This is a genomic window from Flavobacterium panacagri (assembly GCF_030378165.1).
GTDB lineage: Bacteria > Bacteroidota > Bacteroidia > Flavobacteriales > Flavobacteriaceae > Flavobacterium > Flavobacterium panacagri.
This window is the reverse complement of sequence record NZ_CP119766.1, coordinates 4,564,669-4,589,904: the sequence shown is the minus strand read 5'-3', so window position 1 is coordinate 4,589,904 and position 25,236 is coordinate 4,564,669. Positions and strand designations below refer to the sequence as shown.

Here is a 25,236-nt window from a genome sequence, read left to right as displayed (position 1 = left end):
GGATTTTGTTTTTTTTTAGATTCATCTTTGAAACAGTGAACCAGAGCCATTACAATTCCGTTAAAATGTTTCATTATTGCCTACTTTTGTATCATAACCGTCTGTACTATCTGTGCGAACTTTGTCCATATCAAAATATTAAGAATTAATATCATGGCAAAAACAATTTTTATAACAGGTGCCTCCCGTGGATTCGGAAGAATTTGGGCAGAGGCATTTTTAAAACGCGGCGATAATGTAGTTGCGGCTGTTCGCAATCCTGAAACACTAACCAAGCTTAATAAAGAATTTTCATCATCTCTTTTAGTGCTAAAACTTGATGTTACTGATCGAAACGAAAGTTTTGAGGCAATTGAAACTGCAAAAAAGCACTTTGGCAGTATCGACGTGTTAATAAACAATGCCGGTTTTGGACACATAGGGGCAGTAGAGGAATTAAAAGAGCAGGACGTAAGAACTCAGTTTGAAACTAATGTACTGGGATCATTATGGACTATTCAGGCAGTTCTGCCTATCATGCGCCAGCAAAAATCAGGACATATCATTCAGCTTTCAAGTGCGCTGGGTTTGAATACGGTATCATTAATGGGGCTGTATAGTGCAACAAAATTCGCTGTTGAAGGCCTTACTGAAACACTCGCGGGTGAAGTAAGCGGATTTGGCATTAAAGTTACCATAGTAGAACCAGGTGGTTTTTCTACAGATTTCTTCGGGACCACTTCTCTTGCACTCAGCGAATCAATACCAGTTTACGACGGTGTACGAAAAGATTTTTATCAGCATGCTGGCGAGCAGGATTCAGGTAACCCTGCAGCCACTGCCAAAGCTCTTGTCAAGCTTGTTTATTCTGAAAATCCGCCACTCAGATTACTGCTGGGAAAAACTGCTTTTCCCTGGGTGCAGCACACTTACTCAGAAAGACTGAAAACATGGGAATCATGGCAGGATGTGTCGGTGGCGGCACATGGTTAATGGAAGTTTAAATTAGCAGAATCTAAATTTACCGGATCTGTTTTTACAATTAAGAACAATGATACATTTCAAAAAAATCAGCGATCTGCATGAAGCGCTCGATATCAAACCTCCCCAGCACCCGCTCTTTAGTGCCGTATATGGTGAACGGGACAGTTGCAGCGGTAATAGTATTCTAGAGTTTTCATCTGAATTTTATATTATAGGATTTAAAAAATTGAAATCTGGAAGCATGCAGTATGGCAAAACAAAATATGACCATGACCGCGGCTCCATGTCCTTTACAAAGCCCCAGCAGAAAGTAGTCTTTAAAAATGTGGAACTAGAGGAAAAGGGATTTCTAATTATGATTCATGAAGACTTTTTACCGGGAACAGTCCTTTACAACGAAATCAGGAAATATAGTTATTTTGATTACGAGGTTAATGAGGCTTTACATCTTTCACCTGCCGAGGAGGATATCATTTGGAATCTGTATTTCAATATTGAAAAAGAGTACAACAACAATACTGATGAACTCAGCAAAGCTATTATCGTAAGTCATCTGGATTCCATGCTTAAATATTCACAGCGCTTTTATAAAAGGCAGTTTATAAACCGTACAGAGCTCACCGGTTCTACAGTTACGAAGTTTAACGCTTTGCTTGCTGCTAATTTTGAAGAAAGAAAAACAAAAAATATTGGATTACCAACGGTATCTCTCATGGCAGAAAAGTTGAATATATCTTCCCGTTATTTAACTGATTTGCTCAAACAGGAAACAGGAAAGACTGCCCTGGAGCTTATTCATCTTTTTCTAATCGGCGAGGCAAAAAACTTACTGACCGAAGGCGAACTGAATATAACTGAAATTTCTCATCTGCTTGGTTTCGAAAATACGACTTATTTTTCACGCCTTTTTAAAAAAGAAGTAGGGAGCGCGCCAAATGAATTCAGGGCAAACATATTAAATTAAAAGTGGTAAATATCATAAAAAAAGTAAGAGATATACTGAATAAAGAATTATTTAAAAATACACAAAGTTAAAAACAATAAAAAATGTCAAACAATCAAAATAAAATAGCATTAGTAACAGGCGCAAGTCGCGGACTTGGAAAAGATTCGGCTTTACAGCTGGCGAAAAAAGGATTTCATATCATCCTTACCTATCAGACCAAAAAAGAATTTGCGGACCAGGTGGTAAAAGAAATTGAAACTATTGGACAAAAAGCGTTTTCATTGCCTTTGGACATTTCTTCAACTGCCGGTTTTGACCAATTTGTAACTGAAGTAAAAGATGTTTTAGATGCTCAATTTTCTTCTGCAAAATTAGATGCGCTAGTAAACAATGCGGGTATCGGAATTAACCAAAGTTTTGAAACAACAACAGAAGAAATTTTGGATGCAATGACAAATATCCATTTCAAAGGCCCATATTTCTTAACTCAAAAACTATTACCATTACTGAATGACGGCAGCAGCATCGTAAATACGTCTTCCGGTCTGGCAAGATTTTCTTTTGCTGGATATTCCGTTTATGGCGCGATGAAAGCTGCAGTCGATTCATTATCAAGATACCAGGCATTGGAATTGGGAAGCAGAAAAATAAGAGTCAATTCCGTAGCTCCAGGGGCTATTGAAACTGATTTTGGCGGGGGTGTTGTACGTGATATTTCAGATTTGAATAAACATCTGGCTTCTGAAACTGCTTTAGCAAGAGTCGGCTTGCCCGATGATATTGGAAGTGTAGTAGCCTTTCTTTGTTCTGATGATTCCAAATGGATTAATGCGCAGCGAATAGAAGTTTCGGGCGGATATAGAATATAATGGACCAGCATATAGAAAAGCTGGTTTTTAATGCGTTAGTTCTATCAATCCAAAGGCTTTTGTTTTGATCAACAAAAACGAGTTAAGTTATTTATAGAGTAATAAAAAATGGCGCCAATTGTCTTCAATTGGCGCCATTTGGCTTTGTGACGGGGACAGGACAAATTTCTATAAATTTTATGGAAGATTTGAAGAGATTGGCTTACTACTGGTAAAGGCTGTCTTGCATTAGCTTAAAGAATTTGGTTTGGATGTCCTGTTGGGGATTGAGTGAAAAATGTAGTATCAAAAAGCAGATAGTTAAATTCTTTTATTAAAAACTTCCTTAAATTTTTGCGTCAAAAAAGATATCCACTCCAAATCTCATATGCTACGAATTTGCCACAAAATTTGATTTACTGCTTTACATATTTGTTATGAGTAAAGTTTTATCTATTTTGTTATTCGATTATGATATCAAATGTTTAAACACGAAAACAATTTAATTTTTAGACAACAGATCATCAAAGAAATCAAAAATAAAAACCTCCAGAATCAAAATGTAGACTGGAGGCTTTTATTTAAAAAATCAGGATATATTTAAGATTTGATAAATTCTAAAATATCTTTATTAATAGTTTCTGCCTCTGTTGTAGGCATACCATGAGGAAATCCAGGATAAGAAATTAATTTTCCATTTTTCAAAAGAGCTGCAGCTTTAGGAGCCTGATTATATGGTACGATCTGATCATCTTCTCCGTGAAGAACCAATACAGGTATGTCTAAACTTTTCAAATCTTCTGTGAAATCGGATTCAGAGAAAGCTTTAATACCTTCATAGTGAGCCAGTACAGAACCCATCATTCCTTGACGCCACCAATTGTGTTTGATACCTTCTTGAATTGTTTTTCCTTCGCGGTTCCATCCGTAGAAAGCGATTGGGAAATCATAAAAATATTGTGCTCTGCTAAATCCCGTTCCTTCTCTAATTTCGTCAAAAACAGACAATGGGACACCATCAGGATTTGCCTCATTTTTGATCATGATTGGCGTAACAGCACTAATAATAATGGCTTTAGAAACACGTCCTTTTCCATATTTTGCTGCGTAACGAATTACTTCCCCTCCGCCAGTTGAGTGGCCAATATGAATCGCATCTTTTAAGTCTAGTGCTGCGGTCAATTCTGCTACGTCTGCAGCATAGGTTTCCATATTGTTGCCTTCAGAACTTTGACCAGAACGACCGTGTCCGCGTCTGTCATGAGCAATAACTCTATATCCTTGTTTTAAGAAAAACATCATTTGCGCATCCCAGTCGTCTGCTGATAAAGGCCATCCGTGGTGAAAAACGATAGGTTGTCCTGTTCCCCAATCTTTATAATAAATTTCTGTTCCGTCTTTTACTGTAATTGTGCTCATTTTTTTTGTTTTAAGATTAATAAAATTAAGAGTATCCTAATTTTGGTATTGTCGTTAAATTCTAAGTTTTTATCATTTTTTATTTGACTTAGATTTCTTTGACAAATTTATATAGGAAGAGTAGAGCAGTCGATTAACCTAGATTAAGTAATGATTTTTTGTTTTCTTAATTTAAGAGAAACGCTACTAAAAGTCTTCCGCTAAACATATCGTATTGAAAAGAATTACATGTGTTTTATCTTTTCGTAAATGGCAGGATCGTGTTTTTTTACTTTTATTTTTACGTATTTAGAAGCTGGCATATTGCTTTCTTTCACTACATTATTTACAGAAACCAAAACATTGGTTTCAGGAAAATAAGTGACCGTATTTCGCTCTGGAATTTGATAAGAAACAATAAGGAATAAAGGTGCAATTCTTTCTATGCCATCATTATAATTAAAGAGATCTACTTTGTCTCCCGCTTTAAATCCTGCTTTATCAATATCATTTTGATTCATGAAAATAACACGGCGTTCATTTTTTATTCCCCTATAGCGGTCATCCATACCATAAATAGTAGTATTAAACTGGTCATGCGTACGAGTTGTGGCCATCATATATTCATCTGGTTCCAATTCATTATCTGGAATTTCTGTTAAAGTAAATGCCGCACGATCAGCTGATTCTTTAGCAGTAAATTGACCATGACGAGGAGCATTAGGCAAATAAAAACCGCCTTTTTCGCGAACTCTACTATTGTAATTTTCAAAACCTGGAATGCAATTTTCAATAGCTTCTCTCACATCATTATAACTGTTGTGGTATCGCTTCCAGTCGATAACTGATTTATCTCCAAGAACCGCCATTGCCATTCGGCAGACAATTTGAGTTTCGTTTATCAACTGATCCGAGATAGGTTTAAGCACGCCTTTTGAAGACTGCACCACGCCCATAGAATTTTCTGTACTGATAATCTGCACTTCTCCGTTAACGATATCCATATCACTTCGGGAAAGCGTAGGAAGGATAAGTGATTCTTTTCCATGTACCAGATGGCCTCTGTTGAGTTTTGTTGAGACGCATACCAGCAGTTTCAGTTTTCGAAATGCTTCTGCGGTATAAGTCGTATCTGGTGCCGCCGATAGAAAATTACCGCCCATGCAGAACATAAATTTTACTTTCTCGTCATGAATCGCTTTTATCGTTCCAACCACATCATAACCATGATTTCTCGGCGGATTAAATCCAAAGTAAGTTTGAAGACGATCTAATTGTTCATTTGTAGGTTTTTCATCAATAAGCATGGTTCTGTTTCCTTGAACATTACTGTGTCCGCGAACGGGACAGACTCCTGCGCCGGGTTTACCAATACTTCCTTTAATCAATAAAATATTAACAATCTCTCGGATCATATCGACACCATTTGGCTGCTGGGTAAGTCCCATTCCCCAGCAAATGATAATTCTTTTTTTGAAAGCCAGTATTTCTGCAGCTTCGATAATTAAATCTTTTGGAACTCCAGATAGAAAGGCAAGATGATCCAAGTCTAAATTTTCAAACTGTTTCTCAAAATTTTCAAAACCAGTTGTTTTGTCTTTGATAAATTCATGATCAAAAACTTCACCTGGGTTTTTCTTTTCCAATTCAATTAGCAAAAGTTCAATAGCTTTTAAAAGTGCCATATCGCCGTTAATTTTTATTGGAAGAAAAAGATCGGTAAGTTTTCCGCCTGATCCAATTATCCCTTTTATAGCTTGCGGATTATGGAATCCCATTAAGCCAGCTTCGGGTAACGGATTAACGGCAATAATTTTTGCACCATTTTTTTTGCCCTTTTCTAAAGCACTCAGCATTCTTGGAGCATTTGTTCCTGGATTCTGTCCGATTATCACAATCACATCGGTATCATAAAAATCTTCTAAAGTAACCGTTCCTTTTCCAATTCCGATTGTAGTTTTCAAAGCTGTTCCAGAGGTTTCGTGGCACATATTGGAACAATCTGGCATATTATTGGTTCCAAATTCTTTTGCAAAAAGCTGATAAAGAAAGGAAGCTTCATTACTGGTTCTTCCCGAAGTATAAAAGGCCGCTTCATTTGGAGATTCAAGCGCATTTAAATGGGAAGCAATTTTTGTAAAAGCCTCATTCCAACTTATGGGCTGATAATGTGTACCGCCAACAGGCAAATACATCGGCTCGGTCAATCTTCCCATTTTTCCAATTTGGTAATCGTCCAATTTTGAAAGGCTGTAAACAGAGTTTTCTTTAAAGAAAGCAGCATCAACTTTTTTGGTTGTAGCTTCTTCAGCCAAAGCTTTTGCTCCATTTTCACAATATTCGCCCAAAGGAGATCGATCATCATCAGGATCTGGCCATGCGCAGCTGGAACAGTCAAAACCGCCCATTTGATTCATCTTGAACAAAGCTTTTCCGCCTCTTAGAATGGTTTTATCTTCTATAAGATCGCTTACCGCAGCCATAACCGCAGGAACGCCAGCAGCCCATTTTTCTACTTTTGTTAATTTAAGTTTCGAAAGCTGGTACGGATTTTCCGCTTCAGGTAATTTATGGCTTAAATCATCTGTTTTTTGTTGTAGATCTTTCTTCATTGTATTATGGTTTAATGGCTATTGTGTTAGGATTACGGTTTGTTCCGATGAGTTGTATATATTCAATCGGTCTTCTTTTAGAAATCCTAAAAGTGTAATATTAAACTCTGTCGCTAGTTCTACGGCCAAACTGGATGGAGCGCCAATAGAAGCAATAATAGAAATTCCCGCCATTGCCGCTTTTTGGATTAACTCAAAACTGGCTCTTCCGCTTAGAAGCAAAATATGTTCATTTAATGGCAGCGATTGATTTGCAAGAGATCTTCCAATCAATTTGTCTAATGCGTTATGCCTTCCAACATCTTCAGTTAAAAGAATCAAATCGCCTTGAGTATTAAAAAGCCCTGAGGCATGAAGACCGCCAGTGGATTCAAAATCGCTTTGAGCAATTCTTAATTTTTCAGGTAATTGATAAAAAACAGATGTATGAATTTGGATCTGCGGTCTCATCAAATTTCCAAATGGGCTTACCGTTTTTATAGATTGAATCGAACTTTTTCCGCATACGCCACAACTTGAAGTCGTGTAGAAATTTCGATCTGTCTGCATCAAATTTGGAGTAAAACCTTCTTTAAGATCGACCTGAACAATGTTTTGTTTTTGTGACAAGCAATTCATTTTTAATGAAAAAGCATTTTGAATATCTTCAAAAGAAGCAATAATTCCTTCTGTAAACAGAAAACCAATCGCAAGATCAATATCATTGCCCGGAGTTCGCATGGTAACCGAAATATTCTTTTGTATTCTGTCTGAATTAGAACCGTAAGAAAGCCTGATTTCAAGAGGTTCTTCAACAGATAGCGTATCTAAGAACGATGAGGTTTCGTTGTTTTCTATTCTTTGAACACTTACGTGTTTGATGGAAACTAATTCCGTATAATTTATTTCCATGATGTTGTAATTGAAGTTGTTACGTAAATTTAATTAAAAATTGGTTCAAAAAATATACTTTCATTCATTAATTGAGAGCATACTATTCGATTTTTATATTTAATTTTCGAACTATTTATTTCACGATTTCACTCATCAGTTGCAAGAGATCTTCTGCGCCTGCGTTAAATTTTCTACCATTGACAAAAAAAGAAGGTGTGCCATTTACACCGCTTAAAATGCCACTTTCAAAATCGGAATCTACTTTTGCGGCAAGTTCAGGTTTTTTAATATCGACATTGAATTGATGCGGGTCTAGCTCCAATTTCTCTACTAATTCTAATAAAAAAGGTTCACTTAGAATTCTCTGATTTTCGTAGATAGCATCATGCATTTCCCAGAACTTTCCCTGCAATGCCGCGGCTTCTGCCACAATTGCTGCAGGACGGGCGTATTGATGCATTTCTGATAACGGAAAATTTCTAAAAACAAATTTTATCTGTTTGCCGTATTTCTTCATTATTTCTTTAAGAATAGGATAAGCTGCACCGCAATAGGGACATTGATAATCTCCGTATTCGACGATTAGTATATCAGCATCTTTTTTTCCTTGTATATGATCAGTTTTACTGACCGCTGGTTTTAGTGACATAATTAATTGGTTTTATAGTTTTTCTAAAGCTTCAAGAATTCCATCTGCTCCTGGGTTTATAGCCATTGGCGAGAGATAACTCCATTGTATAATTCCTTCTTTGTCAATTACAAAGAGGGCACGATTGCATTCGCCTTCTTTCTCATTGTATACGCCATATTTTTTTGAAGTGTCTCCTTTTGGTTCGAAATCAGCCAGTAAAGGAAAATGCAGATTTCTTGATTGAGAAAAGGCCATGTGACACCATTTACTATCTACAGAAATACCGAAAATTGTAGCATCATATTTCTTGAAGTATTTCTGCATTTCGTTGTAAAGTGCCATTTGGTCGCTACAAACTGGACTCCAGTCGGCAGGATAAAAAGCTAAAATCACGTTTTTTCCTTTAAATTCTGATAAAGTGATTTTTTGATCGGGTGTTGCAAATAAGGTAAAATCTGGCGCAACGTCATTTTTCTGTAGCATAAGATTTAGTTTTTAGGTTAAAATCAGTATTTGATATTAGCAATGCGCAAATAATTAATAACAGTGAAGGAAAGGCGAGTGTCCAGTTTTTTAATAACGGAAGTGCCAGAGGTACAATAGATGCTCCTAATAAAAAGCCAATCCATAAGAGGAACAACCGAATAGCGTTGAGTTTGTACTGTTTTCTACTAACTTTATTATTACTCATACTCAGCATTGCTGCATTTCTTGCCAGACTATTTAAAGTTCCTGTAACGAAATCGGTGTTTATTTTTTGATTTCCAACTGACGTTACAATCGTATTCATAATGCCTGTTGAAAAAACAATAATAGGTATAGAAAGTCCGCTGTTTATATAGTAATAACGAGATGCTATTGTATAGACAATCAATATTCCCGAAACAATATAAAACGGTAAGGACTCAATTTTAGATTCTCTCCACAACGAAAGACAAGTACCTGCATATATTCCAAAAACAAAACAAACGATTATTGCTAATGATGAAATAATGATAGCAGATTTACCACTTGAAAAAGCGATTCCCAATTGTGTACTATTGCCGCTAATAAAAGAGACATATATTTTCCATTTAAGAAAACCAGCAGCATCAAGAAAGCCTGCAATAAAGGCTAAAAATATGGCTAGTTTCTCCTGCGATCTAGTTTGTTTAGACGAATCTATGAACTGTGTTTTGGCATCCACAATATTTGTGATTAAGGTTGAATAAACAGTTTGCTTTTAGGAAATTTTTCAATTTCGCCTTCTTCCAAACCAAAATTGGTTACCACCACATCTTTCGGATTTCCTGCAAGCCATTCGCTTAAATCAATAGATTGATAAGTGCCACTGTTAAACCCAATTAAGATTTTACAAACTGTACTTCCAGTATTTTTTATATAATGTCCAGCACCCATTGGCACATAACCAACATCTCCTGCATTGAATTGTTCGGTGACCACGGTACTTTCTGCCAGAAAAACAGACATTTCGGCTTGACCGGAAATATAATACTGCCACTCATCAGCGTTCGGATGCCAATGCATTTCTCTTAAAGCGCCTGGCTGTAATTCTATAATAGATCCTGCCATTGTTGTACTGATAGGAAATTCTTTGCTTGTAACCAATCTTTGCAAGCCTCCGCCCGGAATTATTCTTGGTTGTTGAGCATGCAAAGGATAACGGTGCAAATTGGTCAATTCAATATCTGATTCTTCAGGTCGGGAAGCGGCAGTAAATGATAATTCGTCAGGAACAATCCCGGCTGCAAAATAGGCTTCTTTTTGAGGTAATACGGCCACTTCTTCCAAAGTAATTCCCAAGTTTTGAGCAACAATTTCTGGAGGCATGCAGGATACAAAATCGGTAACGCTGAAAGTATGATCTTCGGAAAAATTACCATTATCAAAGATTAAAATAAAATGGCACTCTTCTGTTCCTGTTGCTTGGATTGAATGCCCATATCCTTTTGGAAAATACCAAACATCGCCCGGTTCAAAATTATCAGTGTAGCTTTTGCCATTTGGATGAATAATCGTGGTGCGAACCGTTCCTGAAATAACATAAGCCCATTCTGCTGCATTTGCGTGCCAGTGTAATTCGCGCATGCTTCCTGGCTGTAGTCGCATGGAAACTCCTGCAATACCAATAGAAGCTGGAAAATCTTTAACAGAAGCTCCTCTTGTTGTACCGCCGTCATTAGTGCGTGGTTCTTTTTTTTCTAGTTCGTATTTGAAGCTTAATAATTCGGTAGTCATAATAATAGCTTTTTGATGATTAATTGTATTGGTTTTTAATTCTATTGTAAAGCTATTGAAGATATATGCTGAGTATAGTTTGAATTCGTTAAATGGGCAAAATGAGTCGATGAATTTAGTAAGAGAAACTTTAGGAATAAGTTGAAGCTTTCTGATTATAGAGGATTTGTTTCTTTAGAGTTTAAACCAAAAAAAATCACTGCAAACTACAGTGATTTTTGATTTTATAATGAGGGAAGTTTTAATTATTTATAAAGCCATTTTTTGATCAGTTTGGTATAATTGGGCATTACAACAAATACCATTAAAAAGACTATGATGCCCGAAATTATTAATCCATCAAAATAATGATTTGACGGTACTTTCAAAAATCTCAAAAAGGGGAGTGCCAATAAAGGAATTAAAAGTGACAATGGATAAATAGCAGACCATGTTACAAGAAATTGTTTCCAGCGAACAGGAACTTTGTTTCCTTCGTTTTCTGCATTAAAAAGAAAATCCAAACCTGATTTTATCTGGTAGTTGTCATTTTTTCTGAATAATGGATTTGCTTTTTTAATGAGCATTTTTCGATCTTCCGATTCCATCCAGTATTTAAGGTTTTCAATGGTGTCAAATCGGATGATAACCGTGTAAACAAACGTTAAATGCGGAATTGGCCGTACGATCTGCAAATCGATAAAACCATTGGAGTGTTTGGTAATGGGAACAATTTCATCTAGCCATTTTTCGTATTGAAGTTCTTTTCCATTCAAAATATGATGCGTAATAACAACAGATGCGCCTTGATTTTCCATATTACTGTTTTTGATTGAGGTTTGTTTTTTGAATATTATCGAACAAGGATAATTTTACCGGTATGATTGCTTTCTTCTAATAATCGATGTGCTGCAGGAGCTTCTGTAAAAGGAAAGGTTTTAAAAATAATCGGCTTAAATTGTTTTGATTCAATCAATGGCCAGACATTTTTTTGTACTTCTTTGGCTAATTGCCTTTTAAAATCATAATCTCTGCTTCTTAATGTACTTCCGGTAATCGTTAAACGTTTTGTCATTACTTTCCAAAGATCAAGATCTACATGACTGCCAGTTACAGCATTAATATGAACTAATCTGCCTTCAGGTTTTAGGATGTTGACATTTTTACTGAGATAATCACCGGCAATCATATCTAAAATAACATCAACACCTTCTTCCTGTAAAACATTTTCGAAGTCTTGTGTTTTGTAATTGATATAAGAATCAGCGCCTAATTCCAGACAATTTAGACCTTTCTCTTTGGATCCTACCGTTACAATTACGCGCAGTCCTAAAGCATGCGCAATTTGAATTCCCGTAATGCCGATACCGCTATTTCCGCCGTGAATTAAAAGGGTTTCTCCAGATTTAAGTGCACCTCTCTGAAAAACGTTTGACCAAACTGTAAAAACTGTTTCGGGAAGACTTGCCGCTTCTGCAAAAGACAAACCTGAAGGAATAGGAAGACATTGGCCTTCACGCACGCTCACGTATTCTGCATAACCACCGCCAGCAAGAATGGCACAAACTTTATCACCGATTTTAAAATCAGTAACATCTGGTCCGCATTTTACAACAATTCCAGAAACTTCTAAACCAAGAATTTCAGATGAAACACCCGGTGGTGCAGGATAATTCCCTTCACGCTGGAAGATATCAGAACGGTTTAAACCTGCTGCTTTTACTTCTATTAAAACTTTATCTCCGCTTATTTCTGGAGTTGGATATTCCTTTAACTGGAGTACATCTGGAGTTCCAGATTGGTTTATAACTATTGCTTTCATTTGGTTTAGGATTAATGATTTTTATTAGATTGTTCGATTCTTTTCCAAGTGAGTTTATGAATTACCAAACGCGAATTACTTATAAAAGGTTTTTCGGTCTCTAAATGCAATAAATTATCTTTAAAAAGAACTTTTCTGTTTTGTGTCTGGTTTCGCCAACTTTCCAAAAGCGAAACGTACATCGTATGACTGACTATTTGTTTTTCATCGTCTGTTTTGAAAGGTCCTGAATAGGCGAGATAACTCTCATTATCTTTTGCGTCGGAATTTTCAGAATCAGTTTTCATTATTTGTGCCGACATATAACCGTCATTATTGTAAATAATAAGACCTTTTGGTTTGATTCCCATCGGATGTGTAATTTCTCTGCCATCTAAAGGTACTTCAATCAATTCAACCAAAATCCAGGAACCAATCAGTTTTTTAAATAAATTTTCTTTCATAATACTCAAAAAATAAAAGGAGCGTACATTAGCACGCTCGATTTTTATATTATTAAAAAGGCTGATTGTATTTGCCAGTTAATGCTTTGTTTTCGATGCTTTTAGCAAAGTTAGGAGTTTCTTCATGATTGTGAGCATCAGAAGCTGCTTGTCTTGAAGCTGCTGCACCTGCAAGATTTATGTTATGTTCTTTTAGATATTCGAACATTTCTGGTGTTGCTGTTGCGTGAATTTCGTTGGTGTAAAGACAGGTATTCTCATCTATTTTGGTTACTTTAAGTTCCCATAAAACCTGAACTTTAGTGCGTCCGTTTTGAGTAATAGAATCTGAAATTGATAACATACGGCAATAATCGGGACGGTGAACTGTTGCCACATAATGCTGCACCATTAAAGCGTCGCCAATTGTTTCTACATTAATAGACATAGGTTCGCCTTCATAGGTGCTGGTAATTCCTGCACCAATATGCTGAGTTGAGCAACGTTGGTATTCTGCATCAGGAAGGTTTAAAAGCCAGTCTGCAATATTTACTTTTTCAATAGGAGCATTAATAACTGTAGTTACTGCTGAATGTGATAATGCGTTTTCTTTGGTTTGGATGATTTCCATGATTTCTTGGTTTTAAATGTTTAACTGAAGTAAATTTACTGCCTTACATTCGTGTAGCATTCCACTATTCATCGAATGGGCAAAAACACTCGTTTAAATAGCGAAATCAATCGTTTGTTGTTCTGAAGTTTGGAATGAAGACAATAAAAATATTTCAATCTGAGAAAACATAACCAGTGGTTTCAACCACTGGGACGCAAAGAGAATCAGGGTTATTACTAAATTAGAATAAAATAAAAAAGACCGCCTTTTACAGACAGTCTTTCAATCGAATAATATATAGTAAGATGGTTTTTCTTGAATTTAAAACGAGCTCTTGTCTTATTTATTTCACAGTGATTCTAAAAAAACTTTAGCTTCTAAGAGAGACGAGTTCAAAATCTTTTCGACATCATTTAAAATTTGCTGTAAAGTTGCATTTTGTTCTGTAGCCAATTCAAGAATATCAAGTTTTTCTTCTAAAAGAGGCAATAGTCCCATTATAGCAGCACTTGATTGCAAGTCATGTGCTCTAAGTTTCACCATTTTAAAATCTTGATTTTGATAAGCCGTCATAAGCTGTTCCAAATGTAGTGGCACATTGTCAATAAACTGTTTGGTGACAGTTTGTTCAAACGCTTTATTGCCAGCGCTTACAGATTGCATATACGAAAGATCAATATGTTGAAAAACAGGATCAGATTGTATAATGTTTGTTTCTTCCGAATTTGATTCTTTCAGTCCAAAAGCAGCAATCAGTTTAAAAAGTTCTTCCTCTTTTATAGGTTTTGAAATGTATTCGTTCATTCCTCGGCTCAAACATCTTTCTCTTTCGCCAGGCAGGGCATGTGCCGTCATGGCAATTATGGGAATATCTAGTTTTAAGATTTCTCTAATTTGCTGAACAGCCGTATATCCATCCATTTGAGGCATCTGTAAATCCATTAATACAAGATCACAATCTTTTTTCCTTAGATATTCGACTGCTTCCAAACCGTTAGAAGCCATTTCAAAATCAACATTCCATTGTGAAAGCAAATGTTTCATTAAACTTTGATTGATCGCGTTGTCATCTACAACTAAAACTCTCAAAGCGGTATTTGATATATCTTTAAAGTGGTTAATATTGGCAATAGGTTTAGAATTGAGCTGTTCTTTAGCAATATCATACGGAATATAAAAGCTAAAGGCTGTTCCTTTTCCTTGTTCACTTTTTACTTCAATATCACCGTTTTGCAATAAAATCAGCTTTTTTACTATTGATAATCCGAGGCCAGTCCCACCGTAATTTCGAGTGGTAGAGTCTTCACCTTGATTGAATCTTTCAAAGACTTCATTTAGTTTTTCTTTATCAATTCCAATTCCCGTGTCCGTAATTTTAAAGCCTACAATGACCTTGTCTTCATGTTGTAGTTTGTTATAGACCTCAATGCTTACAGATCCCTGATGGGTAAATTTTATGGCATTTCCAATGAGGTTTACCAATATTTGAGTTAATCTCGTGGCATCACCAATTAAAGTATCAGGGATCGAAGTATCGACTTTACTGGAGATGGTTATTTTTTTTTCTTTTACACGTTCTGAAAAAAGGGTTTCAACCGAATCCAATAATCCGTTGATGCTGAATATTCCGGGCGTAATACGCATCATTCCAGCCTCAATTTTAGATAAATCGAGTATGTCATTAATAATGGTCATTAAATTTTCGCCCGAACGCTGAATAGAATTTACAAATTCTGCGGAAGTTTCATCCAAAGGCCTTTTTTGTAATAAATTGGTGAAGCCTAAAATACCACTGAGCGGCGTTCTGATTTCATGACTCATATTAGCCAGAAAATTTTCTTTAGTCTGAGCAGCGATCGATGCTTTTTTTTCTGCAATATCCAATTCTTTGATCAGAAAATGTTGTCTTCTAAATTGGCGCATAATATGATATCCTATAACGGCACCACTCAAAACTAGTAAAACTAATAAGGAAATGTCGTAAAGTTTTGCTCTTCGACCCATTTCCAGACTTAGATTTCGCAACTCCACCATGCGCAATTGGCGCTTACGGTAAATCTTTGCTGTAATATCAGTAATCTCATTAGAAATTATTCTGGCTTTAGGATTGGCAATGGAGCTATCATCATCCATATTTCCTAAAGAATCAAAACGATGCAGGAGTTTTCCTTTTGTGACCATTTTATCCTGAGCCAAAACTCCGAGTCTTTGTATTAACTTTTCCTCTTCAGGATCGGCATTATCCACAGAAAGGGAATCGAGAAAATTTCTAATCTGCCTGATCTTTTGATCGATTCCTTCTAAATGTGTAGTGTCATTAGTAGCGATCGAAGCTCGAATTCTGCTTTCGACACCCAGAATATCGCGGTCAATTTCTCTTAAATGATTACTGGAACGCAATTCGTTTAAAAGGGTATTATTATTTCGTATGAGTTCTTTAGTATTTTGAGCCGAATTAATTTGTACAGCAATCAATAATATACTGCATAAAATAAAACTGCTAATGATAAAATAACTAAAGCGTTTGTTACCCATTACGGTAGACGTATTTATCATATAAATAAGTGTAAATGAAATTGTATGATCTTAATTCAATAAGATAGCATTCTAGTTTACGCAGCAGAAAAAATAAAATGACATTTAGAAAACATTCATCCTAGTGTTAAGTGCTTTTCTGTAAGCATCTGCAACAGGAATAAATTTTTTGTTAATCATAATACCTCCTTCTTGTAAAGTGTCAATTTTACCAATAGAAACAATATAAGAACGATGTACTCTAATGAAATCATCTTTTGGCAGACGTTCTTCGGCAGTTTTCATTTTGCCGTGAATGGCAAACATTTTTTCTTTGGTGTAAAACTTTACATAATCTCCCATTGCTTCAGCATAAAAAATATCATCTAGTTTTAGTCGTCTGGTAATATTAGAATCTCTAACGAATAAAAATTCTTCTTTACCAAATTGTATATTCTCTTTTCTGCTCTCAATGATAGACTGTGCTTTACTCACTGCCTGTAAAAATCGGGCAGGAGTAACTGGTTTTAGAATATAATCTGCGATATTCAATTCAAATGCCTCCAGCGCATATTCTTTTTTAGAAGAGGTAAAAATGATGATGATATCTTTCCCTGCGATATTTTTTGTCAATTCAATTCCCGTCATCTCAGGCATTTCGATATCCAAAAAAATCAAATCTACCTGATTTTCCTGTAAATGATGATAGGCTTCAATAGCATTCGAATATTCATTTACAACAGTAAGATTCGGAATTTGTTTTGCCAAATGAGATAAAGTAGTTCTTGCAATATCATTGTCATCAACAATTAACGCTTTCATGGTATTTGGTTTTTGGTTTAGACAAATATACTTATTCCTTGTTATTTTATCTAAAGTAAGAGCGTATCATCCATGCCATTTCTTCATGAATTTCTATTAAGCCGGTAATAAAATCGCTTGATCCGTAATCTTTGTAATCATCAGCAAAAGGAGTGATGTTGCCACGGATAAATTCAATAATACTTTCATGGTCTTTTAATAGATCTTTCATAAAACCTAAACCATCGTTTGTTCTTTCGCTATATTCTGTAAGATGCGTAAGTTCAAGATATGATTTTAAGGTTGCTGGTGCGTAGTGGCCAATTTTACGCATACGTTCTGCAACGCTGTCAATGATTTCATCCAACTGTTTGTATTGATTTTCGAAGAAAATGTGATTGGCATGAAAATTATCGCCTGTAACATTCCAGTGTGCATTTCTGGTTTTAGTATAAAGTACAAATTCGTCTGCGAGCAGTTTTGCTAATTCATTAGAAACAGCGTCAGTATTTTTTTCTGTAAGGCCAATGGTTGCTTTCATAATTTCAAGTTTTTAAGTTATAAGCAGTAATGCTTTGTTTTCTTATGTAAAGGTCTTTAGAAAACTTCTTTAAAAGGTATGATTTTAGGTAAACAGGCAAAATGAATCGTTGAAATGGAGAAGGTGTCCTTTTAAGTAGTTTTTAGCTTAAAAAACTACAGTGTTTTTTAATGACAAATAAAAAGCATAAATTAATATTAGTGTATTGGATAAGAACACCATTTATTAAAAAAATAAATTTGTAATAGAATTTACTACTACTTTTAATTGAAGATTCACAAATTTAATAAACCATGAATTTAGAACAAGAAAAAGAGCTAGCGGCAAAAGAAGCGGTTAAATTACTAGGAGATAATATGATTGTGGGATTAGGTACAGGTTCAAGCTCTGTTTATGCAATAAGAGAAATTGCAAAACTTGTCAGCAATGGCCTAAAAATAAAAGCGGTACCAACTTCTAATAAAACTAAAGAACTTGCTGAGGCTTTAAATATTCCTTTGATTGATATTAATTTGATAAATTCAATAGATATCACAATTGATGGAGCAGATGAATTTACCTCTGACTTAATTTTAATCAAAGGAGGTGGGGGTGCATTGCTTAGAGAAAAAATTGTAGCCTCATTAACAAAACAAGAAATTATAATAGCGGATTCATCAAAAGAAGTAAAACAAATAGGGAAATTCAAAGTCCCAATTGAAGTAATTCCATTTGCTTCAAATTATATTTTAAGTCAAATTAAAGTATTAAATGGAATTGGAAAAATTAGGATGGAAGGAGATAGACCATTTAAAACAGATCAGGCAAACAATATTATAGATGCTGATTTTGGCATCATTTCTGATCCTGCTTCTTTATCTAAAAAGTTAAATGATATTAATGGAATTGTTGGACATGGAATATTTATCGGTCTGACAAGTAAAGTTATCATGGGAAAAGGAGATTCAACCATAATTTTTGATTAAAGCGGAATTATTCAATTTAATAGTTTTTTATGTGAGCTTCTTTTTTACAAAACCGCCTTAGATTTCTGTGGCACTTTTGGAGGGAATCCAGTTCTATTTAATTTTTATAATGCTTTAAATTGACAGCGTTAAAAGAATATGAAATCATCAAGTAACTCCAAAAAGCAAGTTTATTTTCATCTTGAATTTTTGGCAGATATTCCATGGCGTCTGTTGATTTATAAAAAGAAAAGGCATAATTAATTTCCAATTCTTTGACTGGCAAGTATTTCAAAGAAAGGTCAGTTTCATATCCAAGAAATTTTGTCGTTTTCTGGCCAAAATTATTTAGAACAGGATATTGAGTATAAAAAAGGTGAAAATCAGAACGAAGTGATATTTTATTATTTAAGGGAATTACGGTGAATAGATAAGGATTTATTAAACCTTTTCCGTTAACATCAGTTGGAAAACGGGTAAAGACATTCATATTTCCATTGAACTTCCATGTTACACCGTATAAAACATCAAAATCGCCGGAACTGCCATCTGATATATTAGGTCTGCTGCCACTTATTATTTCAGTGCCTAATCGCCAAGTAGATTTTAATAAGGACAATTTAACTTCAGGTTGAAAATAGTAAGCAAATAATTTTTGACCTTTTGAATTACGTCCAAACTGCAAATATGAATTTAAAGTATAATACCATTCTTTCGTTTTAAATTCTATTCTTCCGCCTGCTGTTGCACGAGTGTACAATTTCCCTGAATTTGTAGTTTCTAAAAAATCAATAGCATTCAATGAATTAAATAAAAATCCATTATTGTTATTGAAGCTGAAATTATTTACCAACAGATATTTATATTTATTCGATGCAACGGGCGAGTAGGTCGGCTCAAATTCAGAATTGTAATTTCTGGTAAATAGAAAGAAAAAATCATTAGAGAAATATTTTGAAGATTTCATTAGCCTTATTCCTTCATGAGCTCTTCCTTGTTGTGCCCAGGGAGCATCAGAGAATAATCTGCCATTATCTAATAAAACACTTTGTCTTCCCAAACGTATATTTATTGATTTAAACTTAGTCTCAAAATACAATTGATAAAAATTAATGCTTCCAACTTTAGAAGCTTTGTTGTTTTTATCCCAAAGATGAATTTCCTGTAAATCGGATTTCATAAGCCATTTTTCTCTAGCATACTTCATAGAAATTCTGTTTCTCTGGGTGATATAAAAGTAAGGATCTATTGAATCGTTAGGAGGAAGGATATAATTTGAAGTAAATTCCCCTCTAGGTCTTATTTCAATATTCATTAGGAACTGCTTGGATAAACTATCTTTTTGCTGTGCACATAATTGAAATACAGATAAAATAATAAAAAGTAATAAGATTTTTTTATTTGCAAGTGTTTTAATTATCATACTTCTTATATCCTATAGAATTAGTGTGTAAAAGTAACAATTGTATACATATTTACAATAGTGTAATTAAGTTTGATAAAACTCGTTTACAATCCGTTTTGTTAAATAAATAATAAAAAAAATACAACTTTTTGAGTTGTATTTTAAGTAAATAGCTATTGTGTATCTGGCATCCTTTAGGTAACCGGTATCATTTGTAAACCATTTACATCGTAATTTCACAAAAAATTAAATTATACAATTATGAGCGATAAATCTTTAATAGTGGTAGCTGGTGCAGGAGGTATCTAGCCTCTGCCTTTCATTGGCTATGTAAATATGGTTTAGATGTCCTGTTGGGGATTGCTTTAAAAATCTATTTTGATTTAAAACTAGTTTAAGCAGCAATCACCTTAGCTTTTTGTGTCACTTTTGAAGACAACTCCATTTGCTAAGGTATTTTTTTTAGCAGCATTATGAAAGGGATAAAGCTCAACATTATTATTTGGAATGTCGTTTTTAATCACTAAAGCTGGTGACCATTCCATTTTACCAGTTTTGGATACTTAAATTATGGTTTTGGCTAAATTATCTTTCCTGTATCTTGTGAAATTTGCAGCATAATAACACTAAAATAATCATTATGTCATCGCAAAGTAAAATTGCAGTAGTAACAGGAGGGAGCCGCGGTCTTGGAAAAGATATGGCTATAAATCTTGCTAAATACGGATTGGATATAGTTTTAACCTATAACAGTCAAAAAGAAGCAGCAGAAAATGTTGTAAAACAGATTCATGATATCGGACAAAAGTCGGCCGCTATAAAACTAGACGTCTCAGATTCTTTCAGTTTTGATTTGTTTGAAAAGAATCTTAAAGACCATTTAACTAATTATTTCAACTCAGATGGTATTGATTATCTGATCAATAATGCAGGTTTTATTCACTATGCAAATTTTGATGCTATCACTGAAACTCAATTTACAGAAATGGAAAATGTACATCTTAAAGGTCCATTTTTCCTTACTCAAAAATTATTGCCATTATTAAGATCTTACGGAGGAATTGTAAATGTTTCTTCAGGATTAACTCGTTTTGTCACGCCGGGATTTGCAGCTTATGCAGCACTAAAAGGAGCAATGGAGACATTGACAAAATATCAGGCAAAAGAACTTGGTGCAAGAAATATAAGAGTAAATGTTATTGCTCCAGGTGCTGTCGAAACAGATATTATGGGCGGTGCGGTACGTGACAATGCAGAAATGAACCAATACCTGGCTTCGCAGACTGCTCTTGGAAGAGTTGGACTGCCCGAGGATATTGGGGGAGTGGTGGCATTTTTATGCAGTGATGCCGGCGGCTGGATTAATGCGCAGCGAATAGAAATTTCAGGAGGTTCAAATCTATAATTAGACTTAAAAATAGTTAGATCATAGTTGATAAGCTGAATGTTATATACAATTAGAAGAATATAAAATGGAAAAAGAAGATAAAGGAGTAGTCAAAGCTCTTTCGAAACAGGAAATAGATACTATTGAAAGGTTTTATGCAGCATGGAAACTTAAAAAGCCAGAAGTATTAGACGAAATCTGCATGCCCGACTGGAAAGATATTCCGCTGGCGCCGCAGCAGGAAGATAATCCTAAAGGACTGCAGGCAATTATGAAATTTTTGTTTGAATTGTTTCCTGATATAGAAATTGTAATTCATGAGATATTTGGCAGCCATGAGCGTGCAGCTGTAAGAGCTTCAATGCAGTTTACGCATGTAAATGAAATTATGGGAATTGCTCCAACCAATAAGAAAGTAACAATAGCGCTGCATGAATTTCATTATTTGAAAAATGGCAAACTTACCCATACTTGGCATTTAGAAGACTGGTTTGGTCTTTTAATGCAGAGCAAACAATAAAAAATCGAATAGCATATTTGTACAATAATTTATTAAATATACTTTTAAAAGAAATTCATGAGAATTGAGAGTGTCAAAAAACTGTAAATTTGTATCTATGGAAGTAATTAGAATAAAAAGCATCACAGAGTATCATCGCTTTAGAGGGCTTCCTAAGCCGGAACATCCTTTAATAAGTCTGGTCGATTATGCACAGGTAAAATTCCCTAGTGATGAAAAAACGACAAAAATTGTGATGGATTTTTATTCTATTGCTTTAAAACGTGATATTGGAGCCAAACTCTATTATGGCCAGCAGGTTTACGATTTTGACGAAGGTATAATGTCATTTATAGCACCGGGGCAGGTTTTGCGACTCGAGCAGGATCCTGATTCATTACATAAAGGCACGGGCTATTTATTGCAAATTCACCCAGACTTTTTATGGAATTCACCATTAGCAAAAAATGTTAAGAGCTACACGTTTTTTGATTATTCAATTAATGAAGCACTATTTCTTTCTGAAAAAGAGGAAAATATCATTGTAAATATTTTTGAAAATATAAGAGAAGAATACCACATCAACATTGATAGATTTACGCAGGATTTAATAATTGCGCAGATAGAATTATTGCTCAAATATTGCGACAGATATTACAATCGTCAATTTCTTACAAGAAAAATCAGCAGTCATCAAATACTATCAAAAGTTGAAGAATTTTTGAATAATTATTTTGATGATAAAAACCGTGACGAAAGAAGTCTTCTTTCTGTCCAGACCGTTGCTGATAATATGAATGTTTCTTCAGACTATTTAAGCAATTTACTGAAGCTTCATACTGGTCAGAATACACAGCAGCATATTCACAATAAACTCATAGAAAAAGCGAAAGAAAAACTTTCTACTACCAGTTTATCAATTAGTGAAATTGCGTATGAGCTGGGATTCGAACACCTTCAGAGCTTTAGTAAATTGTTCAAAAACAAAACAAATGAAACACCTTTAAAGTTCAGAACTAAGTTTAATTAATCCTTTTATTTTTAAGTGTTTTTAAAATTCTTTATTTAAATTGAAAAAAAACAAAGCAGTCTTGAAGAATCGGAAAATAAAAAACAAAATAAAAGAAAAAATGATTCAAAATTACCTTGTTAATAGGTCTAAATAAAAAATGGCGCCAATTGTCTTTAATTGGCGCCATTTGGCTTTTGTGACCCAAGCGGGAACGTTGAATGAGAGAAAGCTTATTAGCGCAACTAGCAAAAACTTTGATAGCCATCCAATAAACTAGAAACGATTTATTTTAAAGTCTTCTAAAATTCTTTTACGATGTAGAAGTCCCTAATCGGCAATGGTATCTGTCAAAGTTTTAGCGATGTGCCATAATCGGACTTCCTGCTCAGGGATATGGTAAGATTTATCAATCACCAAATCAAATAATGCTTTCACTTCTTCGATAAGCAAAGTAATTCATTGATAGACCAAAGTGTAAAGGAGGCAGTTTATTAAATTTCGTGTAAAAAAATAATACGAACCGAAATAAAAAGCAATGTCTATTAAAAAATTCTCTATAATTGATAATAGAATTATAAATAATCTTTACAATTTACTTTTCCAAAATTGTGATCAGTTTTACCATCATCTCGATTACTTTTTCCTTAGTCAGAGGAATGACATTATTAACAATGGTGTATCCTTCTACAAAAGGAATAAGAAAACTTACTATTTCCTCAGGCTTACTGCAAAATGCAGAGACCAAATCGATCATCCATAAGCAATAGGTTTTATAGTAGGTTTCCACAGCGTTTTGTAATTCCTTGTTCCTTGATGCTAAAGTCCATATTTCCTGAAACATTAAGGTTTGATGACTGGATCTTCCATCAATTAATAACATACTCAAAACCTTTTCCAGAAAAACATTTTTATCAGGTGTGCTGTCAGCTGCCAAAAGTTTGATAGCCTGAGTCAGCTCTTTCTTGCAGCTTTCAAAGTAAAACTCCACTGTGGCAATCAAGAGAAGATTTTTATCTTTATAATAGTATTGCAGATTACTTAAAGACAAATTCGCATTTTTTGCTACTTTTCTCATAGAGAGATTTTCTGCACCTTCCTTTATTAGCACCTCTATTGTTGTCGATAAGATCTGATTTAATCGCTCTTCTTTTTTGTCCATTCTGTAAAATTAAATAAAAAATATTAAAAACATTTTTTTACCTAGGTCGCTTGACCTATATTTGTAGTAGGTCAAGTGACCTATATTTAACTTGTAAAATATTATAATATGAGATTACACGAAAAAAGAATTCTGATTGTTGGAGGTTACGGGCAGGTAGGGAGCAACATAGCACATTTAATAAGAAAATCAGACAGTGCTATCGAACTTATTCTTGCAGGGAGAAATCCCCAAAAAGGAGAACTGCTGGCTAAAGAATTAACCCATGCTGAAACAGCCTATATCGATTTGGAAGAAGGTTTCAATTTAGCTCAATTTCGAGAAACTGACCTTATAATATCAGCTTTGGATGACCATAGCAATATTTTAAGGGAAACGGCTATTTTAAATGGTATTGCCTGTATTACGGTAAGCGAATTGGCTGATCAGATTTCTACTACAGCATTTCTCAGCCTTCATAAAACAATTTCTGCTCCTATAGTTTTCGCGGGGCATTGGCAGGCCGGACTCTTGACATTAGTTGTAAAGCAGATGGCTTCTGGGTTCAGCAGCATCTCGCATATCACAACTGCCGGACTATACGATGAAAAAGATCCGGTAGGACCATTGGTTGCAGAAGAAGTTAGTGGTTTTGTAGGTAAGGCACTGATCCGTCAGGATGGAAATTGGCAGTATGTGGATTCAAAAAATAATGCAAGACCGATTAACCTGTATGGTGGATCATCGGCTATTGGACATCCAATGAGTACCCTTGACGTTCCGAGTATCGCAGCTTTTACGAGTGCCCGCAATATTCGGTTTGATTTCATTATTGGGGAATCAATAGGCAGCAGTAATGGTTTGACAGCATCACACGATTTGTATATTGAGATAGAAGGGATCTCATCATCCGGAGAACCGAAGAAAATCAGAACCATTGTTTCCGGTCCTAAAGGGAATTCTCATCTAACTGCGGTAGGCGTCTATATGATCGCAGAGAGGGTTCTTGGCCTGAATGGACAGACTGCGCATAAAACAGGAGGTCTATACCTTCCTGAAACCATAGTTTCATCGGATAATATTATAAGACGTCTGGCAGAATTTGGAATTCAAACTATTGAAGAGAATATCTAATGTTCCTTAACGTTTTACTACAATTTAAAATGAAAAAATCATTAATCATTATCACACTATTTATTGTCAAATCCAATGTTAGTGCCCAAACAAAAAATAATCATTTAAAAAAACAGACAAAAATGACAAATACAACAATCTTACACAAAGCCAATGAATTTGTGAAAAATGGCGATTACGAAAGTTTTTTAGCTTACTGTACCGCAAATACCAAATGGGTTTTCATTGGTGAGCGTATTCTTAATGGAAAAGAAGAAGTGCGTGCTTATATGAAAGAATTCTACTTGGAGCCACCGGTGTTCAGTGTGGAAAAGGCAATCGAAGAAGACAATTTTGTTATGGTGACGGGGGAAATCCGATTAAAAAATAAGGCCGGAAAATATGAACATTTTGATTATTGTGATATCTGGCGGTTCGAATATGGGAAGATAGCAGAGCTCAAAGCATTTGTCATCGAAAAAAAGCCTTAATTAGAAGATACTTTGAGTAAAAAACCTTATCAGTTGTAAAACAAAA

The 25,236-nt window shown here is 34.8% G+C and carries 26 protein-coding genes; 9 read left to right on the top strand and 17 right to left on the bottom strand.

Going from position 1 to position 25,236, the window contains the following annotated elements:
* The first annotated feature begins 153 nt into the window (after nt 1-153).
* The 3 genes from P2W65_RS19895 (at nt 154) to P2W65_RS19885 (ending at nt 2,778) form a co-directional block, all read left to right on the top strand.
* Nucleotides 154-972, top strand: a complete 819-nt coding sequence (locus P2W65_RS19895) for an SDR family NAD(P)-dependent oxidoreductase (protein ID WP_289660412.1) — start codon at nt 154-156, stop codon at nt 970-972.
* 58 nt (nt 973-1,030) lie between these two features.
* Entirely contained in the window at nt 1,031-1,927 is an 897-nt protein-coding gene (locus P2W65_RS19890) for a helix-turn-helix domain-containing protein (RefSeq protein ID WP_289660410.1), read from the top strand.
* Nucleotides 1,928-2,010: 83 nt separating this feature from the next.
* A complete protein-coding gene (locus tag P2W65_RS19885; protein WP_289660409.1) occupies nt 2,011-2,778 on the top strand; it encodes an SDR family NAD(P)-dependent oxidoreductase in 768 nt (255 codons plus the stop codon).
* Nucleotides 2,779-3,357: 579 nt separating this feature from the next.
* On the opposite strand, the gene P2W65_RS19880 is transcribed toward P2W65_RS19885, so the two are convergent.
* The 14 genes from P2W65_RS19880 to P2W65_RS19815 form a co-directional block, all read right to left on the bottom strand.
* Nucleotides 3,358-4,176 carry an alpha/beta fold hydrolase gene (locus P2W65_RS19880; RefSeq protein WP_289660408.1) on the bottom strand — a complete coding sequence of 273 codons (819 nt, stop codon included), beginning with the start codon at nt 4,174-4,176 and terminating at the stop codon, nt 3,358-3,360.
* A gap of 224 nt (nt 4,177-4,400) precedes the next feature.
* On the bottom strand, nt 4,401-6,767 hold the full coding sequence (locus P2W65_RS19875; RefSeq protein WP_289660407.1) for an FdhF/YdeP family oxidoreductase: 2,367 nt from the start codon (nt 6,765-6,767) through the stop codon (nt 4,401-4,403).
* Nucleotides 6,768-6,785: 18 nt separating this feature from the next.
* Complete coding sequence (fdhD, locus tag P2W65_RS19870; protein ID WP_289660406.1) at nt 6,786-7,658, bottom strand: formate dehydrogenase accessory sulfurtransferase FdhD; 873 nt, start codon at nt 7,656-7,658, stop codon at nt 6,786-6,788.
* Between the two features lie 115 nt (nt 7,659-7,773).
* Nucleotides 7,774-8,289, bottom strand: a complete 516-nt coding sequence (locus P2W65_RS19865) for a DsbA family protein (RefSeq protein ID WP_289660405.1) — start codon at nt 8,287-8,289, stop codon at nt 7,774-7,776.
* A 12-nt stretch (nt 8,290-8,301) separates the two neighbouring features.
* Entirely contained in the window at nt 8,302-8,754 is a 453-nt protein-coding gene (locus P2W65_RS19860; RefSeq protein WP_289660403.1) for a redoxin domain-containing protein, read from the bottom strand.
* Complete coding sequence (locus tag P2W65_RS19855; protein ID WP_289660402.1) at nt 8,738-9,457, bottom strand: YoaK family protein; 720 nt, start codon at nt 9,455-9,457, stop codon at nt 8,738-8,740. Before P2W65_RS19855 ends, P2W65_RS19860 begins: the two co-directional genes overlap by 17 nt.
* Before the next feature lie 11 nt (nt 9,458-9,468).
* Nucleotides 9,469-10,509, bottom strand: a complete 1,041-nt coding sequence (locus P2W65_RS19850) for a cupin domain-containing protein (RefSeq protein WP_289660401.1) — start codon at nt 10,507-10,509, stop codon at nt 9,469-9,471.
* Nucleotides 10,510-10,754: 245 nt separating this feature from the next.
* Nucleotides 10,755-11,306, bottom strand: a complete 552-nt coding sequence (locus tag P2W65_RS19845) for a putative antibiotic biosynthesis monooxygenase (RefSeq protein WP_289660400.1) — start codon at nt 11,304-11,306, stop codon at nt 10,755-10,757.
* Between the two features lie 35 nt (nt 11,307-11,341).
* Nucleotides 11,342-12,310 (bottom strand): NAD(P)H-quinone oxidoreductase, encoded by a 969-nt coding sequence (locus P2W65_RS19840; protein ID WP_289660398.1) that lies wholly within the window; start codon nt 12,308-12,310, stop codon nt 11,342-11,344.
* Between the two features lie 11 nt (nt 12,311-12,321).
* On the bottom strand, nt 12,322-12,753 hold the full coding sequence (locus tag P2W65_RS19835; RefSeq protein ID WP_289660396.1) for a lipocalin-like domain-containing protein: 432 nt from the start codon (nt 12,751-12,753) through the stop codon (nt 12,322-12,324).
* A gap of 52 nt (nt 12,754-12,805) precedes the next feature.
* Entirely contained in the window at nt 12,806-13,363 is a 558-nt protein-coding gene (locus P2W65_RS19830; protein ID WP_289660394.1) for a hypothetical protein, read from the bottom strand.
* Nucleotides 13,364-13,693: 330 nt separating this feature from the next.
* Nucleotides 13,694-15,901 (bottom strand): ATP-binding protein, encoded by a 2,208-nt coding sequence (locus P2W65_RS19825; protein WP_289660391.1) that lies wholly within the window; start codon nt 15,899-15,901, stop codon nt 13,694-13,696.
* Nucleotides 15,902-15,985: 84 nt separating this feature from the next.
* A complete protein-coding gene (locus P2W65_RS19820) occupies nt 15,986-16,681 on the bottom strand; it encodes a LytR/AlgR family response regulator transcription factor (RefSeq protein WP_289660389.1) in 696 nt (231 codons plus the stop codon).
* 46 nt (nt 16,682-16,727) lie between these two features.
* Nucleotides 16,728-17,201: a Dps family protein gene (locus P2W65_RS19815; RefSeq protein ID WP_035644102.1), complete on the bottom strand. Its 474-nt coding sequence runs from the start codon at nt 17,199-17,201 to the stop codon at nt 16,728-16,730.
* A gap of 293 nt (nt 17,202-17,494) precedes the next feature.
* On the opposite strand from P2W65_RS19815, the gene rpiA reads away from it, so the two are divergent.
* A complete protein-coding gene (gene rpiA / locus P2W65_RS19810) occupies nt 17,495-18,166 on the top strand; it encodes a ribose-5-phosphate isomerase RpiA (protein WP_289660385.1) in 672 nt (223 codons plus the stop codon).
* Between the two features lie 97 nt (nt 18,167-18,263).
* Here rpiA and P2W65_RS19805 read toward each other — a convergent pair whose 3' ends face one another.
* Entirely contained in the window at nt 18,264-19,460 is a 1,197-nt protein-coding gene (locus tag P2W65_RS19805) for a hypothetical protein (RefSeq protein WP_289660383.1), read from the bottom strand.
* A 500-nt stretch (nt 19,461-19,960) separates the two neighbouring features.
* Nucleotides 19,961-20,095: a hypothetical protein gene (locus P2W65_RS19800; RefSeq protein ID WP_289660381.1), complete on the bottom strand. Its 135-nt coding sequence runs from the start codon at nt 20,093-20,095 to the stop codon at nt 19,961-19,963.
* A gap of 95 nt (nt 20,096-20,190) precedes the next feature.
* On the opposite strand from P2W65_RS19800, the gene P2W65_RS19795 reads away from it, so the two are divergent.
* The 3 genes from P2W65_RS19795 (at nt 20,191) to P2W65_RS19785 (ending at nt 22,466) form a co-directional block, all read left to right on the top strand.
* A complete protein-coding gene (locus P2W65_RS19795; protein WP_289660379.1) occupies nt 20,191-20,955 on the top strand; it encodes an SDR family NAD(P)-dependent oxidoreductase in 765 nt (254 codons plus the stop codon).
* Between the two features lie 67 nt (nt 20,956-21,022).
* Nucleotides 21,023-21,457 (top strand): ester cyclase, encoded by a 435-nt coding sequence (locus tag P2W65_RS19790; protein ID WP_289660377.1) that lies wholly within the window; start codon nt 21,023-21,025, stop codon nt 21,455-21,457.
* Nucleotides 21,458-21,554: 97 nt separating this feature from the next.
* Nucleotides 21,555-22,466: a helix-turn-helix domain-containing protein gene (locus tag P2W65_RS19785; RefSeq protein ID WP_289660374.1), complete on the top strand. Its 912-nt coding sequence runs from the start codon at nt 21,555-21,557 to the stop codon at nt 22,464-22,466.
* Between the two features lie 574 nt (nt 22,467-23,040).
* On the opposite strand, the gene P2W65_RS19780 is transcribed toward P2W65_RS19785, so the two are convergent.
* On the bottom strand, nt 23,041-23,607 hold the full coding sequence (locus tag P2W65_RS19780) for a TetR/AcrR family transcriptional regulator (protein ID WP_289660373.1): 567 nt from the start codon (nt 23,605-23,607) through the stop codon (nt 23,041-23,043).
* A gap of 108 nt (nt 23,608-23,715) precedes the next feature.
* On the opposite strand from P2W65_RS19780, the gene P2W65_RS19775 reads away from it, so the two are divergent.
* Entirely contained in the window at nt 23,716-24,720 is a 1,005-nt protein-coding gene (locus P2W65_RS19775) for a saccharopine dehydrogenase NADP-binding domain-containing protein (RefSeq protein WP_289660371.1), read from the top strand.
* 29 nt (nt 24,721-24,749) lie between these two features.
* Nucleotides 24,750-25,190 (top strand): nuclear transport factor 2 family protein, encoded by a 441-nt coding sequence (locus tag P2W65_RS19770; protein WP_289660368.1) that lies wholly within the window; start codon nt 24,750-24,752, stop codon nt 25,188-25,190.
* Nucleotides 25,191-25,236: the final 46 nt, after the last annotated feature.

Bases quoted from the DNA above. Each gene is read 5' to 3' on its own strand.
- P2W65_RS19895 (WP_289660412.1), top strand. From the start codon at position 154: ATGGCAAAAACAATTTTTATAACAGGTGCCTCCCGTGGATTCGGAAGA.
- P2W65_RS19890 (WP_289660410.1), top strand. From the start codon at position 1,031: ATGATACATTTCAAAAAAATCAGCGATCTGCATGAAGCGCTCGATATC.
- P2W65_RS19885 (WP_289660409.1), top strand. From the start codon at position 2,011: ATGTCAAACAATCAAAATAAAATAGCATTAGTAACAGGCGCAAGTCGC.
- P2W65_RS19880 (WP_289660408.1), bottom strand. From the start codon at position 4,176: ATGAGCACAATTACAGTAAAAGACGGAACAGAAATTTATTATAAAGAT.
- P2W65_RS19875 (WP_289660407.1), bottom strand. From the start codon at position 6,767: ATGAAGAAAGATCTACAACAAAAAACAGATGATTTAAGCCATAAATTA.
- fdhD (WP_289660406.1), bottom strand. From the start codon at position 7,658: ATGGAAATAAATTATACGGAATTAGTTTCCATCAAACACGTAAGTGTT.
- P2W65_RS19865 (WP_289660405.1), bottom strand. From the start codon at position 8,289: ATGTCACTAAAACCAGCGGTCAGTAAAACTGATCATATACAAGGAAAA.
- P2W65_RS19860 (WP_289660403.1), bottom strand. From the start codon at position 8,754: ATGCTACAGAAAAATGACGTTGCGCCAGATTTTACCTTATTTGCAACA.
- P2W65_RS19850 (WP_289660401.1), bottom strand. From the start codon at position 10,509: ATGACTACCGAATTATTAAGCTTCAAATACGAACTAGAAAAAAAAGAA.
- P2W65_RS19845 (WP_289660400.1), bottom strand. From the start codon at position 11,306: ATGGAAAATCAAGGCGCATCTGTTGTTATTACGCATCATATTTTGAAT.
- P2W65_RS19840 (WP_289660398.1), bottom strand. From the start codon at position 12,310: ATGAAAGCAATAGTTATAAACCAATCTGGAACTCCAGATGTACTCCAG.
- P2W65_RS19835 (WP_289660396.1), bottom strand. From the start codon at position 12,753: ATGAAAGAAAATTTATTTAAAAAACTGATTGGTTCCTGGATTTTGGTT.
- P2W65_RS19830 (WP_289660394.1), bottom strand. From the start codon at position 13,363: ATGGAAATCATCCAAACCAAAGAAAACGCATTATCACATTCAGCAGTA.
- P2W65_RS19825 (WP_289660391.1), bottom strand. From the start codon at position 15,901: ATGATAAATACGTCTACCGTAATGGGTAACAAACGCTTTAGTTATTTT.
- P2W65_RS19820 (WP_289660389.1), bottom strand. From the start codon at position 16,681: ATGAAAGCGTTAATTGTTGATGACAATGATATTGCAAGAACTACTTTA.
- P2W65_RS19815 (WP_035644102.1), bottom strand. From the start codon at position 17,201: ATGAAAGCAACCATTGGCCTTACAGAAAAAAATACTGACGCTGTTTCT.
- rpiA (WP_289660385.1), top strand. From the start codon at position 17,495: ATGAATTTAGAACAAGAAAAAGAGCTAGCGGCAAAAGAAGCGGTTAAA.
- P2W65_RS19805 (WP_289660383.1), bottom strand. From the start codon at position 19,460: ATGAATATTGAAATAAGACCTAGAGGGGAATTTACTTCAAATTATATC.
- P2W65_RS19800 (WP_289660381.1), bottom strand. From the start codon at position 20,095: ATGGAATGGTCACCAGCTTTAGTGATTAAAAACGACATTCCAAATAAT.
- P2W65_RS19795 (WP_289660379.1), top strand. From the start codon at position 20,191: ATGTCATCGCAAAGTAAAATTGCAGTAGTAACAGGAGGGAGCCGCGGT.
- P2W65_RS19790 (WP_289660377.1), top strand. From the start codon at position 21,023: ATGGAAAAAGAAGATAAAGGAGTAGTCAAAGCTCTTTCGAAACAGGAA.
- P2W65_RS19785 (WP_289660374.1), top strand. From the start codon at position 21,555: ATGGAAGTAATTAGAATAAAAAGCATCACAGAGTATCATCGCTTTAGA.
- P2W65_RS19780 (WP_289660373.1), bottom strand. From the start codon at position 23,607: ATGGACAAAAAAGAAGAGCGATTAAATCAGATCTTATCGACAACAATA.
- P2W65_RS19775 (WP_289660371.1), top strand. From the start codon at position 23,716: ATGAGATTACACGAAAAAAGAATTCTGATTGTTGGAGGTTACGGGCAG.
- P2W65_RS19770 (WP_289660368.1), top strand. From the start codon at position 24,750: ATGAAAAAATCATTAATCATTATCACACTATTTATTGTCAAATCCAAT.